This window comes from Sphingobacterium gobiense (genome assembly GCF_002980575.1).
In the GTDB taxonomy this organism is placed as follows: domain Bacteria; phylum Bacteroidota; class Bacteroidia; order Sphingobacteriales; family Sphingobacteriaceae; genus Sphingobacterium; species Sphingobacterium gobiense.
Map to the genome: position 1 here is coordinate 1,153,874 of NZ_PVBS01000001.1, position 15,872 is coordinate 1,169,745.

At 42.3% G+C, this 15,872-nt stretch carries 10 protein-coding genes; all 10 read right to left on the reverse strand.

Translation table 11 applies throughout. The features are described from left to right. Positions 1-19: 19 nt before the first annotated feature. The 10 genes from C5749_RS05025 to nagA all read right to left on the reverse strand — a co-directional run bounded on the left by C5749_RS05025 (position 20) and on the right by nagA (position 15,809). Positions 20-1,600 (reverse strand): family 20 glycosylhydrolase, encoded by a 1,581-nt coding sequence (locus C5749_RS05025; protein ID WP_245893623.1) that lies wholly within the window; start codon positions 1,598-1,600, stop codon positions 20-22. A 20-nt stretch (positions 1,601-1,620) separates the two neighbouring features. Then, a complete protein-coding gene (locus C5749_RS19595) occupies positions 1,621-3,093 on the reverse strand; it encodes a sialate O-acetylesterase (RefSeq protein ID WP_181151277.1) in 1,473 nt (490 codons plus the stop codon). 77 nt (positions 3,094-3,170) lie between these two features. After that, positions 3,171-4,409: a glycoside hydrolase family 88 protein gene (locus C5749_RS05035; RefSeq protein WP_105723571.1), complete on the reverse strand. Its 1,239-nt coding sequence runs from the start codon at positions 4,407-4,409 to the stop codon at positions 3,171-3,173. Positions 4,410-4,424: 15 nt separating this feature from the next. Further along, positions 4,425-6,806 (reverse strand): hypothetical protein, encoded by a 2,382-nt coding sequence (locus C5749_RS05040; RefSeq protein ID WP_146113674.1) that lies wholly within the window; start codon positions 6,804-6,806, stop codon positions 4,425-4,427. A 24-nt stretch (positions 6,807-6,830) separates the two neighbouring features. Further along, positions 6,831-9,206, reverse strand: a complete 2,376-nt coding sequence (locus C5749_RS05045) for an alpha/beta fold hydrolase (protein WP_105723575.1) — start codon at positions 9,204-9,206, stop codon at positions 6,831-6,833. A gap of 227 nt (positions 9,207-9,433) precedes the next feature. Then, positions 9,434-10,822 carry a putative oxidoreductase C-terminal domain-containing protein gene (locus C5749_RS05050; RefSeq protein ID WP_181151278.1) on the reverse strand — a complete coding sequence of 463 codons (1,389 nt, stop codon included), beginning with the start codon at positions 10,820-10,822 and terminating at the stop codon, positions 9,434-9,436. 1 nt (position 10,823) lies between these two features. Beyond that, a complete protein-coding gene (locus C5749_RS05055) occupies positions 10,824-12,143 on the reverse strand; it encodes a sugar MFS transporter (protein ID WP_105723579.1) in 1,320 nt (439 codons plus the stop codon). Positions 12,144-12,150: 7 nt separating this feature from the next. Continuing rightward, positions 12,151-13,500, reverse strand: a complete 1,350-nt coding sequence (locus C5749_RS05060; protein WP_105723581.1) for a Gfo/Idh/MocA family protein — start codon at positions 13,498-13,500, stop codon at positions 12,151-12,153. Between the two features lie 12 nt (positions 13,501-13,512). Further along, positions 13,513-14,511: a Gfo/Idh/MocA family protein gene (locus C5749_RS05065; RefSeq protein WP_105723583.1), complete on the reverse strand. Its 999-nt coding sequence runs from the start codon at positions 14,509-14,511 to the stop codon at positions 13,513-13,515. Positions 14,512-14,603: 92 nt separating this feature from the next. Next, positions 14,604-15,809, reverse strand: a complete 1,206-nt coding sequence (nagA, locus tag C5749_RS05070; protein ID WP_105723585.1) for an N-acetylglucosamine-6-phosphate deacetylase — start codon at positions 15,807-15,809, stop codon at positions 14,604-14,606. Positions 15,810-15,872: the final 63 nt, after the last annotated feature.

Sequence of the window (15,872 nt, forward strand, 5' to 3'; positions counted from 1 at the left end):
CCAAATATCCAACCCCGCCTCAGCGTATTTTTCCCAATCTATTATATAGCGCTTGGACCTTCACTAGCCGCAAATCATTGTCAATGCTTAGTTCCGATACGTAAAAGGCTTTTTTATTTAGTTTCAAGTAATCGTTATTTAATTTTTTAATCTTCGAAATGATAACTTTTAACTCGCTTAATAATTCGGGAACTTGTGAGATTACAAAATCCTCCCTATTTGCTGTATGCTCTATATATTGATACGAAACATAAAGCGACCTTGTTTTGGCCATAAGGCGATAATGTTCAAATTCATCCTTGTTTTTCAGCGGTCGTAACTCGTCGAATACTTTTTCCACGTACGTAACACTATCCAGCAATTGTTTGATTGACATATCTTCCGTCCCCAGAACGCGACCTTGTCCAATTTGATAAGGAGTAGCAAACAATGCCTTAAAGAATCGATCTGATTGTTGCTGATTAAATCCATATGCCCGATTTGTATAATCTCGTATAAAGCCTTGTATGTCGAGCGTCTGCATTTCGTTCATCGCTTTTAGGTACGCTTCCAATAAGAGATTAAAACCAGACAGTGGATAAACTCGACGCACGGCATGTAGATCAATTATATCTGCGCCACTTTCTTTTAGATAAGAATACACACCTGATGTTGACCAGGAAGTCATAATCATTCCTGTATAGCCGAGCGCTCTTGCCTGAGGGATAAAGTCCCGGATATTATTGAAATGCTTCTCCCATGAAGTCAAGTTGTAATTATCGGGGTTGGATCTTAGAGAGGGAGCACCCCAAATCTCAAAATCACTTTTCGTAAGTTTTTGGTGATCGCCAAACCTATTGAGATCCCAACCATAATTCCAATCCACAAAAACAACTCCCCGAGGTAAAGACTTTAATGCTTCAGGATATTTTAACGCTATATCAGCCCACAACACAGGTATTTTTCCCATCTCAATTACCAGGTCGCACATCAATTTGACATAATCGCCATACAACCTTCCAGTACCATATTTTTCGACTTTGGCTTTGCTACTGGGACTGTGTCCCAACAGTCTTGTTTCGTCACAACCTATATGAAAATATTTAGAAGGGTGTAGTTCAGCCATTTCCGCAAACAATTCCTTAAACAATTTTATAGCCAGTTCCTCTTGCATTGGGTTAACTTGAGAATAGTCGGCATTAGATTCCCTAAGTTTAGCATAAGTAGGTAAACGTAAAATATATTCAACGTGTCCAAAGCTTTGTTGCAAGGGAATCACATCTATCCCCAGGTCCGCGCAACATCTTACAAAATCTGCTATTTCTGCTTTCGTATAAGCATATCGGTTAGGAATAAGCGGATGCTTTTCGAATGGAAAAGTCGCTTCATATTCCATAATCAACGTATTAATTCCCGACTTACTTAGTTTCAATGCAAATGACTTTAAAGCCTCAGGCTTCATCACCTGTATCCTTAAATCCAAGTGAAATCCCCTAACTTTAAAGTCTCTTGAATCAGAGATCTTTTCGTTCTGTGCCACCACTATATTTGTAAAAGTCAATAAGAAAGCTACAAATAAGGAACAGAACATCTTGAATCTAGTCGTTGCTTTTCTTTCCATAATTCATTTATTTAAAATAATCAATTTAAATCCATGATTTCTGCTCCCAATGAATCTCCTTTGGGGCTATTTATTAACCTTCTGATTTTGATACGCCTAAAATAAGCTTTGTCATGATGATCTTGTAACAGAATATAGCCGGCCGAAGCGTCTCCATAGTTTTCATATTCTTTAAACTTCGTTTGATCCACCAGTCTCCGGAACTCTTCGGATCCGCGTTCATATGCTAGTACCTTTTTCCCGTTAATCCAATGTTCGACATTTTTACCATTTGCTATTATTCTTGCCTCATTCCATTCGCCGGGTTTATTCAGTACCTTATTTTTTGGAGCATACAATAAGTACAAAGAGCCCGTGCTGGTTTCCGGACTTTTGCCATCCTTTACCGTTTCATGCTTAAAGTCATCTATTAATTGAAATTCAGGTCCAATCAATGTGGTTTTTCCTTTTACATTTTTCAATTCTGAAACAAAGTATTTTATTCCCGTATTCGCAGAATCCACCAATTTATAATCAAGCACCAGTTCGAAATTGGCAAACTGTTCACGGGTGACAATGTCTCCTCCTTTCCTCCCCGGCAAAAGAACAAGGGTATTATCTTTAACAGTCCATCCTTCTTTTGGGAATTTATCACCGCTAATACTCCTCCATCGAATGTTCGGATCCTTGCCGTCAAACAACAGCTCCCAACCTTCCACTTTTTCCTTTTCAGTCAAATAATTATGTTGTAGGTGCAACATACCCTGAGCAAAACGCCGTCCCAGTTCAGATGCCGACGGGCTATCAAAATGTGTCTCGTCACCTTTATGCCAAAGCCCCTCAGAAGAAACAATTGCTGTGTTGGGCACCGTATCTTCAAGCTTATCTAACTCGCTATTGACCAGCTGATAATTATCCCGATACCTAGCTAGCTGCCCTACTACAAAGGGTAATTCCGGATCATCGACCAGCTGGCGTACCCTATAGATAAGTTCTTGAAGATTGTTCAAATATACCTTTGCCAATTCTTCATTACTATCTCCTTCTCCTTGATGCCAGATGATTCCCTTTACAATTCCCGTTTCCATAGCTTTTCTTATTCTCTGCTCCGCATCATCGTATGGATGCGTGTCCGTTGCTTTATCATAAGCCCCCGGTTTCCACTTTGCAATCTGTGTCCCCCCGACAGCACATGGTACTAGTCCGATAGTAACATAGGGGTAAGCTTCGGCCATAGCCATACCGAAGGCCAGTCCCGGCCCTACGCCCGCGACCTTAGGTTTGTCGAAATGCACAGGATGTCTAGCACCGATCCACTTGTCGAACTGATCAAGCATCATTACTTGGGAATGTTGCTGTTTTGCATACTGCCCAGTCACGTTCCCCCTCCCGGCCATGTTAGATTGGCCCATGAGAATATAAATATGTTTTTCCTTACCTTGCTGTGCAAACGCTTGGAAAAGTAGGCAGCCGAAGAATAACTGGAAGTAAAGTATAGTTACATTTTTTTTCATCTGTACAATTAGTTTTCTAACCATGTTCACATTTTCTGTTTTCAGGTAATATATCCATCAACTATATTTTAAACCAGTTAATGCCCCATTCGAAGTCTCTTTCCAGCTAACAAACGTTTATACCGTATTAAAGCCTCCACATAATAATAATCCGCATAGGTCAACGGAACGTCAACTTCCGAATTTCCAGGAAAACTCCCTACGGAGTGCTGTAAAATAAATCCGCCTTTACCTCCTGTTTCCACCTTATAGGGCGATGCGGATAAACTCCTAATCATTGTTTCCGCAGCCTGTAAATAACGTTTGGATTTTCCATCATTTCCAAATGTACTCAACTCCAGTAAAGCGGAAGCCGTAATCGCACCAGCCGAAGCATCCCTAAATGTATTGGGAATACCATCTGCATTAAAGTCCCAATATGGAATCAAGTCCTCCGGTAAGTTCGGATGGTTCAGTATAAAATCGGCAATATGCCTTGCTTGTTCGAGGTATTCTTTTTTCTCCGTATCACGGTACATCATGGTATAGCCATACAAACCCCACGCTTGTCCTCTGGCCCAGGCCGACTCATTATCAAATCCTTGATGGGTATGCTTATGCAAAACCTCCCCTGTTTCGGGATGATAATCGATTACATGGTACGAGCTATGATCTTCTCTAAAGTGATTTTTGAGTGTTGTATTGGCGTGTGTAATGGCGATCTCACCATACGTTGGATTTCCACTTTCCCCGCTAGCCCAGTTCAGATATTCCAAGTTCATCATATTGTCCACGATGACCGGAAACTTCCACTTACCGTGCGTTTGATCCCATGAACGAATACTTTTTACCGCCGGGTTGTATCGTTTAATCAATGATTCCGCTCCCGTAAGTAAAACGTCGTAATATTCATTGTTTCCCGTCAATCGCCATGCATTTCCATAACTACAATACAATATGAAACCCAAATCGTGCGTACGAGTGCTAAATTTTTGTTTCTCTAGGATTGGTAACCGCCGCTCAGCTTCCCTCCGCAACGCTTCATCGCCAGAAAATTCGTACAAGTACCAGAGCGTACCGATGTAAAACCCAGCTGTCCACAATCGGTTATGTCCATTGATCACTTTCTTAGTTTTTGGCGAAAAAGTTCTTGGTAGGACTCCTTCGTCAACATGCGATTGTAAAATCTTATATTGGTCGATGGCACCTAACAGCTGCCGATCAACAAAACTTGGAGATAATTTCAATGCGTTCTTATTGATGCCACACCCGGCCAACAGGAAGAAACCGGCCAACAAAAGACCATAATATCTGAAACATGTGATTTTTATATGCATTTCATCTGTATATTTTTAATTTCCAACCATCTTCACATTTTCTGCTTCTAATTCATGATGGCATTTCAGCATGGCAATAAATTCAGGGGCGATAACAATTCTTTCGTTTTTACAATATTTTAATATATCGTTGCCGAGCCTTGTGTTCAGGTGATTATACTTTACTGTCTTGTTGAGTTGAATGATATCGATGAGGTGGAGAAGATCTGGACGGCTTTGTCCGTTGATGTCCGGAGCAAGTAACACACAATTTGTAAATGTTGTCCCAAGGACAGAGGCCACCGAGAATGGCTTATTTACTATAGAAGAAACAGGTTTAATTTTGCAGTTACTAAAACCGATACTCCCCTGTAGCGGCTCTGTATCAGACGCATGCACCTCATTTATGGTACAATCTTCAAATAAAATGCTGGCGACATTTTCTCCAAAATCTCCCCTGAAGTGCCTGCAGTTTTTGAAAACAATATGCGGGAGCAACGTATGTGTACCGGCCTTTCCTACAGGCGATTTAAATGTAAAATGCATATCTTGCTTGTTGCCAGAGGAATTTATCACCTCAAGCTGTATATTTTCAAATGTTAAATCGGAATTTGAAATCAATTCGGTGGAGTCATAAACTCCTTCATTTTTTAATTTAAATCCGTTTGCATTTGGGATAGTCATCAGCCGCACCCCACTCCCTCCGCCCTCCACGGTGATATTTTTAAATTCGGCAAACGCAGGAAAAAACAAACCTTCACCATGACGTAAAGAAGAATGAGCAGCCGTCCGCATAACCCAGCAGGAAACTTCCTTCACAGGCAAAGCTGTATAATCCACGACAAAGTCCTCAATCTTGATCTTATGTGCGTAGCCGATAGGATAACGATAATCAAAGTATGCAGACATAAATGACAATATGGTCAGATCCGTCGATTGGTCGGGTGCGAGCCTACAATTGCTAATATAGATATTACCGTCCCATTTCGCTCCGTAGTCGTAACGAAAATTAATGAACCTGCGATCTCGGCAAACGGTATTAGTAACGATAAGCTCACCACCTCCAGTTATGGAAATTCCTTTGAATCCAATCTCAGAATCGCTAATTTGCAAATTCCAACAATGAAAATGTACATCTACTCGATTCAATTTACACCGTTCGATTCTGAAATTCTTATTCATATTCGTACCGAACACTCCCCAATGAACCATACTGCCTTCGGCCGTTACATTGCGAAAAACCACATTAAACATCCGGTTCCCCCCTAATCCATACGTACCTTGAGATACACTGGTTTCTTTGCTCCCACGATCTTTCTCCCAGGGGATTAATCGTACATTTTCTAACATACAGTCGTAGACATTTGTGAAAGAATAAAACCCACTTCTCGGCATCATAGAAACATCGCGTTTTCCCTTATCTAATCCTACCCATTGATTGCGAATAATAGTTCGGCTCCGACTGATGCGAAAGCCATTCATTACATACCGCATTTTCTTAGCACCCGCATCATTACCCGACACATAAAACGTACCGCCTTCCACGGATAAATAGCTTTCGTCCGCTGGATAGGCGATAAACGAAGTGTAATTGCTAAATGCCCATGCGATATCGCCAATGATCCGCCCGTATTCTTCTACGTAAAACAACTCCTCACGCATCCGGGACACCTTGCCCCCATACGAATTGCCAGCTCGATATCCAATACGATCTTTATTATCTGATACGACTACTAAACAGTTTTTATATGTCGCCATCACGGGAATCACACCCACACCCGGTTTGAATTGTTCTAAAAACTCCTGTTTTTCTCCTTCCGTTAATTCAATAGAAATCGGAGCGTGCTTACTAGTGATGTGAAAACGGGGTGCGCTAGTATTATGTCGCTCGTTAATATGGAACTTGGTTTTCCCCCATGCCACGTCCGTCTGTATGATTATACCGTTGGTTTTTTCGATCCAGAAATCCCCCTGAAGGTTTATTACCGGTATACCCATCTTGTTGGCATAGGTATGAGCAGCTTTGATTTGCTCGCCATCGTCATTGTCTCCGTCTCCTTTGGCGCCAAACATTTTATAATTTACTGCTCCCACGTTTATTAAAACAGCCACCAAGCCGTTGTCTAATGAAATGAATTCCGGATCGGTGGGTTCTACTGTGCTTTGGGTCGAGATCAAATACTCGGCCGCGCCTCCATCTCCCATAGTATAATATCCTGCGGTGCGCACAATACAACCACTCGTTATAGCACCGTCTTTTTTCATTGCTTCTATATTGGCACAAAGTTTTACACTTTTCTGGCCACTCTTCTGCACTCCTTTTTTTTCTCTTGCCATTAGCGGAGATATCACAGCTAAACTTGCTAAACTAAACGCTGTGAGCACCTTCCTTCTACTGAATAGTTCGTCCTTGGCCATCTGTTCTTTATTGTTTTTCTTTAACTATTCGGCTATATACTCCTTTGACGCGCTTTCATACAGTCCAGCAAAAAAGGCCCCTATTTCACCATACATTTCCACTGTCATTCGGTTGATTTCACCGGCTGGATAAGCTACCGTCAATTGATCTTGTTTTCCATACAGGTTGTAAACTTGGTGCACAGGCTTCATCATTTTCTTTAACGCTTGGATATCAGTATAGCGATCTAGATCGGGTGCTAAAATCAGTATAGGCTTTGGTGCAACTGCGGCAATAATTTCGGCGAAATCTATGGGCGTATTTTGCGGATTACTCGCAAATGTCCCAAGCCTCGGAATAAAACCGTGCAAATGAGAATAAGTCCTCAAAGACTCGTACTGGCTATTGGAACTCCTCCAAGGAGAAAATGCGGCTACGGTGGCAATTCCTGCCACCCTATCATCCAAGGCAGCGGTCATTAAGGAGACACTGCCACCTATAGTATTGCCCAATAAATAAACATGGTCTTCGTCCAGATAGTCGAGATCTTCTATCGCATCGATGCAACCTTTTACATCACGGATCATTTTCCCCATTTTTGACCAATTAGGGTACCGCAGGTAGAAGTTCTTCGCCTCCCATATTCGAGTTCCAAAACCATACATATCAATCGCAAGTACTGCAAAGCCACGTTTTACCAATGACTCAAAAAGCTCCTTCGTTCCTCGTGAGCCGGTTTTATCGTAACCCTTCACGAAACCAGTTGAGTGTGCATACTGATGCGAGTAAACGACAACTGGCAACTTTCCATTCGATTTGGTTTTAAATGCCCCGGTCTCATCTATCGGGCAATATAAAACACCTGGAACATGATCTCCTGTAGCGCTGTAGGGCCCTAGATAAATTTCTTTAGCTCCTTTAACAACCGGTACGGGATTTATTTTTTCAATCCAGTCCCTTCTCGGATTGTTCCAAGTCCCCACATTCGCCGCTCTGACGCTTGCGGGTTCGTCACCCAAGATCCAGTTCAGGTTCGTCAAAATCTTACGCTTGTCCTGATTAAATTCTTCAATAGTGGAGTAATTATCTTTAAGATTTACTAGAGAAACTTGTTTTGCAATTTCCTGACTATTGGGATGGCTTTCTTTCCATTTTTCGTAGTCATAGGTATAATATAAATTATTTGTCCACTTCAGCGGAATTCGCTTAAAATGAATATCTAAAAAATCGATTGTTTGTTCCACATCCCTTGCCGCAACAGCATGCGCTCCCATGCGGGTAAGCACCCCAATATTGTCAGGAACGTCTAGAAAATCATATACTTTCTTTACCGAATAGTAATTTTGTTCATTTGACCAGGAGTTTAAGCCGGGTTCCACAAGTGAGTAGTGATAAAGCAGAGGTCTTGGGGCAATCAATGCGCCCAACAAGTTTTGGTCAACGGGCAATTTGTCTTCCCGACCAGAGAAAAATTTGAGTCGCGGGTGAAACCAATGTGCATTCCAAGCAGTGACATAATCCAATGTTTCACTGGCGTATTGAGGATCCCCGTACCGCCATGGAGCATCTCCGCCTGTACTTGAGCTACTCGATATTACTGCGGCGATACGTTCATCGAACGCTGCCGCCCATAAAGATTGCTTACCATTACGCGAATGCCCGGTGATGGCGATTTGTTGCTTACTGACTTCCGCTCGCATCATCAAATAATCGACCACCCTTGATGCTCCCCACGCCCGACGCATCAACGCGCTAAAGTCGTATTCGGGATATAAGAACATATAGGAATCCGTGTCATCTTTACTATCAGCCCCGGCGTATACGCAACCGATATATCCTCTTTTAACCGCTAACTGTGCCCAATCGCGATGATTCCACTGCGTCATGAATACAGGAAAGGGACCCTCTCCATTCGGTATCATTAACTCGATGGTCATTTTCGCCTTACGCTGCGGACCGAAACTTAGCCGGATTACCTGTACCCGGCTCCCTCCATCCACGGTCGTATCTTTTAGTATTTCCGCCAGTACTTTACCTGGCGCCGGCGGTGCATGTCCTGATATCCAGTTTTGATACTCCGATTTGATCCATTCTCGCTTCTTCTCCCATTCTTTTTCCGTAGCTATTGGTACTTCTTTTCCGTCCTTGTGCTGTACCAATGGCTCCGGCAACATCGGTATGGAACGCATCTCGGAAAAGTCAGGCGGCAATTCTCCAGTTCGATTCAGCCAGTCTTCCCAAGTACTATCTTGGACTGAGACTCTTCTCGTATTTGCCCTGAAACGTTGCTCTATATTGATTTTCAATATTTCGTTTAGATATTGATTTTGTCGATCAAGTGTATGCTGCGAAAATGCGCTGCCCGGGATAAAAGGGAACAAAAATAAACACCTAACGATAATCTTCTTCTTTGAATTCATGGTTTATACGTTAATTCTATTTTTTGGAGTATCATTTTACTGAAAAGTTATTTTACTTGTCTTTCTGCAACCTCTCTTCTTTCATAGTTTATAACCTCCGGTAACGTACACATAAAGTAAAGTATTAATTTTTATAATTCCAAAATATTCGTAACCTTTAGTATTTTCTGGCTGATAGAAAGAATTTGTTTATAGAAACATGTTGATTTGCCGAACTCCCCTATTTGTTAGATATCGTCATGCGCTATCGTTTTAGCTTCCTCTAAAGCTTTGGTGGTCAAATAATACTTCGCCAGTATAAACGATTTTTCCCATGCAGGTAAAACACCGTCCTTCCGATATTGTAAGAATCCGTCCAATACCTTTGCAAAATGGTCCTCATGGCTGAGGTACAGGTTTTCAGGAATGATAATTTTGTAAGCGTCGGATAATTTTTCTGCCGTTACCCCTGACAGACCATCCATTGCTCGCAAAACATTTCCCAACTGGCTTGCAAAGTTGCCGGCATCGTCATTCGGTGTGATAAAAACAGCAGCTTTACCATTTTCGTCAGGCTTAATCTCTACCGTAAAATTATTGCTTAGAAAACGTGCATAAAACTGGTCTCCTCTTCCATCCAGCGACTCCGCATGCCATCTAACATCAATTGATACGGGGATCCCTTTAAAGGTATAATCCATCTTTCCATTACAAAAAACATCGACGTGGCCATTGCCAACAACATGTTTTTGCAATACAGATGGGAAGCCTGGCAAGCCAGTTGCCCTTTGAAATTGCTCATTAGAAAGGCTCGTTTTCCATCGTTGTGAACCAATAAGCTTCACATCTTGATCAACGTCGATAACCGTTTCCGATGATAGCATCCATTGTACCAAATCGATGTAATGGGTCGTAACATCGACCAGTCCCTCACCCTGCTTTTCTGTATCGAAGAAAAATGCCGGGCGCAGAAGTGGCTTACCAGAGACATCCTTGATAAAGTAGTGTACACTTTGGAATAAGATAGCTGGCTCACCATCCTTCGCGTTTACTAATCCGCCAGATAAGTCTTGATTATTCAGCAACGATTTGACAATCTGATTTTTCACATCGTATCGTTCTGTCATCATATCATAAACCAATACCTGCTCTTTCTCTCCACTACCTTCCATCAAAGACTCCAGTTTACGATAACCTGCAGCATCGATGACCAAGGGCTTGTCAGCAAAAACGTCTCGCTCGCGCTGAACGAACTTTTGGATATAGTCTATCTTCCGCTGATTATCCCCAGCCAGCACCACAACATTCCCTGCTGTTGGATCAAATGCTTTTTCCAAAAAGTCCGCTCCAAAATAATCGACAATCTTCCATTGTGTCGGTTCACTCTCCCGCGTATTATATTGGGTGATCAGTTGTTTATATCCTTCCGCTGTGGCACTGGAATCTGCAAATAAATGCACGACTGAATCGATACCAGGATGAATATGTTTCTGCACTAAAGCCGCATGAAAATGCTGTGGGTCGATAACGGTCAATCTGGCTTTTTCTTCTCCTTTTTGGTTAGAAGGATTTTCACCGGTACATCCAACTCCGCAAAGAAGGATTATTAGCAAAGAAAAATAGCTTAATGTTCTCATTTTACAAACTCCATTTTCTAATTTTATGTCCATAAACCGCATAATAGACCAGATATAGGTAACAAGGAAATAATACCCAATACGCTTCGCGTAAACCATACCCATCCGCAAAATAACCATAAACCATCGGCAAAATGGCATTACCACATAATCCCATGATCATCAATGATGCACCGACTTTGGTAAATCTTCCCAAGCCGTCCAGTGCTAAAGGCCAGATGCCTGCCCATGTCAAAGAATTAGAGATTCCCAGCAAGGTAATGAACCAGATGGAGATATCGGCAGTATGTCCTAAAAACGTAACCTCTCCTTTGGCATAAACAATAAGCAAGGAAAGCACAGCACCCAGTACGGTGACAATTTTTAATAGCGTTGTTTGACTAATTAATCTTGGCGTAACGGCAATTCCCATGAAATAACCTGCAATCGCCATCGCGAGCGTATATGATGGGAATACTTTGGCTTCCACAAGAGAAATCCCCATGGATCCCGCATAGTTAATGATGGTATCGATGGATATGACCTGTGCTCCCACATGAATAAAAATAGCCACCGCCCCCAAAATCAGGTGTGGAAACTGAAAGATACTGGTTTTATGACTATTCGTCTCCGCAACTTCTTCACTTTCTTCATCGGTATTTATCTCCGGGAGCGGAGAATACCGGACACCAATACCGATCAATAGCATGACACAGCCTACAACAGCATACGGGACGATAACGCGTCGAATTAATTCATCAAGTGCCGCACTCCGGTCCGCATCTGTCATTTCCGCCAAGCTATCAAACATGGCCTGATCTGTAGGACGCAGTACCGCCGCCGCAAACAAAAGAGGTGCGAGAATTCCTGCAAATTTGTTACAGATGCCCATAATGCTGATACGTTGCGCTGCACGCTCCTTCGGTCCTAGAATCGTAATATAGGGGTTTGCAGCGGTCTGTAGAATAGCTAAACCGACACCGATGGTAAACAATCCGAGCAAAAACACCTCATATGTTCGTGTCATCGCGGCTGGAATAAATATAAACGCACCCGTTGCCAATGCCAAAAACCCAATCATCATCCCCTTCTTGAAACCTACAGCTTTCAACAGGTACGAGGATGGGACCGACATTACAAAATAAGCGATATAGAAAGCAAACGCTACCAAATAGGATTGGAAATGCGTCAGTTCACAAGCGATTTTAAAATACGGTATCAGGATGGCATTTATCCAGGACAAGAAACCGAAAATAAAAAATAATAGAGCAATAATACCAATAGAAATCGTTGTTTCCTTTTTGGTCAAACTTGCCACCGTTTTTAAAGTTGTTGCGCTCATCCCTTATTTAGATTTTAGGTTCCCAACCTTTAGCATACTCTCTTGACCAAAATTCCTGCATGATATGCTTATCGTTGCTAATATGTCCATTAGATGGGTCTATTTCCAACTGTTTACCAGAACGTAGCGCAATATTCCCTAATTGCACTAAAAGCGTGCTCTGATGACCACTCATGATATCTGAATTTAGGTTTCCGCCGCTATTAATAGCCGAAAACATATTCTGTATATGGATAGCATCTAATTGCTGTGAAGGGCTTGTTAAACTTGCCGTATTAACCGGGCCGCTGTCCTTTACCTCTTTGACGAGTTTACCCTTTACATCGAACACTTTATAAGAATTACCCCCGTCTATCTGCAGTGAACCATTAGATCCGTAAAACATAACACCGACATTTGAACCTTCCGTAGGCATTCCGCTGCAACTCCTCCCTTCCCAGATAATTAATTTATCCGGGCCAAATTCGATACTGATCACTTGCGTATCTGGCGTCTCCCAATCATCTTGATACGCATAACGTCCGCCATTCGAACTCACCCGCGTTGGATAATCCACCTGTAGTCCCCAGCGCGCTAAATCCACCATATGCGTACCGTTATTCAAAGCTTCTCCCGTGCCCCAGTGCCAGAACCAGTGCCAATTATAATGGATAAGGTTATCCTGAAAATCCCTTCGTGGTGCAGGCCCCTGCCACAAATCAAAGTCAAGCCAATCAGGCACGGACACCTTCTTACCAATACCAATAGGTGGTCGATTGTTAGCGTACCAAGTTTTAGCGTAGAACACGTCACCTATCGTACCGTTATGCACTTCTTGAATACCTTTAACCACATTTGGCCAAGAGCGGCGTTGGTTACCCATTTGGATAACATTCTTATGTTTATTTACCGCATCAATCAGCCATTCGCCTTCCTGTGGATTATGCCCGCAGGGTTTTTCCAGATACACGTGTTTTCCTGCTTGCGAAGCCAAAATGGCAGCTGGCGCATGCCAATGATCTGGTGTGGCAACGACCAACACGTCCACGTCCTTGCTTTCCAACGACTTTCTGAAATCTGCAAAACCTGTTGGTATGGTTTGTTGGTATTTTGTCAATCCTTTAATACACTTGTCAATGGCCCGATTATCCACATCACATACATGGATAACCTCACTATTGGGTTGCGCTGCAAAATTCTTCGCCAATGCATTTCCCCTGGCATTGACCCCCATCATCGATATGCGCAGTTTATTATTTGCTCCTATAATGTTATTATAGCTCTTTGCGCTAAACGCGGGCAATACGCCTCCTACGCTAATTGCTGCCGAAGCAATCAATGTCTTTTTTATGAAATCTCTTCTTGAATTATTGTTCATAACAAATTGATATTATTTTATAACATGATTTAAGTCAATCGAACGACCGTTAGCGGACTTACTGACGTCAGCCGCTTCGATAAATGCACAAATTTCTAGTGTTTCGTTGCTATCAAAAGGTACAACCTTCGTGTCAAAAAATTCAACGATTTTCTCCAACAACGAACCGTATCCTTTATACGCACCCAACGCTATAGTGGCCTTCTCACAATACACCGTACCTCCATAAGCGCTTTTACCTTGCCTGGTACCTCGAACTACGCCAATACGGTTATCGTCCCATACACCCACGATGATATCCGCGCCCTCCGTATGCGTTCTTGAAACCGTCTTACATCCCACGCCCATCGCGGCGAAAAGCATTTCCACACCATGAATACCATACCAGAAAAAATCCGGATGACTAGGATCTAACGCTGCGGGGCTATACACGTCTGCTCCGAGTACTTTACCATATTTGCCGTCAATAATATCCTGCATTCCATCAATGTATCGAAGAGAAGAAGATGAAAAGAACGGCGTATTATATTGCTGGGAAAGTGCAAATATTTTTTGAGCATCGGCATAAGAAGCAGCTAACGGTTTATCAATGAAAAGTACTTTCTTGGCTTTAAAGACCTCTTCCGCCTGCTCTAGATGAAGGCGTCCATCGTTCGTCTCCAATAGCACAAAATCCACCTGTTTCAACAGTTCTTTGATAGACTTAGTAATCTTAACACCATACTGCTGTATGTCTTCCGTAAATTTTGGTATACGATCCGTAGCCGATGGAATGGTCTTTGTTCCGTATGGATACGCAGCCACCACCTTATATCCCCCATATCCTCCAGGGTTTTCATTAATGGATTTTGTAAAAGCTACCGAATGGGACGTATCCAATCCAATAATGCCTATGCGTTTCCCATTTTGAGCAGCTATAGGTAATGTAAAAGCAGACGCTTGGTTCGCAGCTAGCCCCAACATTGCCAGGGAACTAGCGCCGATAAAATCTCTTCTAGTAAAGTTTTTCATGTTAACGGTTTATCTTGTTACTCTATAAAAATAAATAATTGTGTACGTTACCGAGAATATTTAAAAAAAAATATTCAGAAACAACAATCTTGTTACTCAATGTGTCGTTCATACACGATTTTTCCTTTCACCATCGTATATTGAACTTGGATATTAGCATCGAAGACGACGAGATCTGCATCTTTCCCGACGGCAATGGAGCCTTTCTCTTCTTCTACTTTCATTACTCTTGCCGGATTCAGGGAGATCATCCGGATGATCTCGGTTAGCGGAATAGTTTCCAACTTTAACATCGTCCTGACTAATCTATCCGTAGTCGCCACGCTTCCCGCAAACGCTGTCCGATCCTTTAACTTTGCAACACCATCTTCGACAAGCACCTCCATTCCATCATCACGACTTCCTAGTATAGAAAGCGTATCGTTCGTACCCGCTGCTCGCATCGCATCCGTTATCAACACCATCCTTTCTGGCCCTTTTATTTTGTAGATCAATTCCAATAAAGGATTAGGAAGATGCACGCCATCCGCAATAAGTTCGACATCAAAGTCATCAATCAGATACCCTGCTTCAACAACCCCTGCATACCGGAAAGCATGCCGCCTTGTTACCCCCGACATGGCCGAGTAAAAATGCGTCATTAACTTGTAGCCCACTTGATACGCCTTTTCAACATCTTCATAAACTGCATCGGTGTGAGCGATTGCGGCAATAATATTATTAGCTACCAAGTACTCTCCAAATGCCAACGCGCCTTCCAACTCAGGAGCGGCACTCCAACGCACAATACTTTTATACCTATCTATTAGTGATTTATATTCTTTTGGATCAGGATTCCGTATATATCTAGGATCTTGCGCACCGCGCTGGCTCATCGCAAAATACGGTCCTTCCAAATGGATACCCAACAAGTCCGCTCCATCATTAGCGTATTTTTTTACGCTTTCGTAACTCTGCAATGTCTCTTCTAATCGTTCCGTAGTAGTCGTCAATGTCGTCGGGACAAGAGATGTTGTTCCAAATCGGCAATGCGTTTTTGCAATTTGGGTAAAGGATTCCTCTGTCCCATCCATAAAATCATATCCTCCCCCACCATGAATGTGAATATCAATAAATCCGGGAGATAAATATTGCTGGTTCACATCAATCAATGTATACCCCTCATATTTATCGAGATATGAAAGCTCATTCGTTGGAATAATAGCTTTAATTTTACCGTTTTCTACCAGTACGCCACCGTCTGTTAGGGTATCTTTTAGGATTATTTTTGCATTATAAAACAACGTCGGTCTTGCCATTTTTAGGTCTGTTTTATTTTTGTGTACGTACACGAAGATACAAACTTTTTTTATTTACCAAAA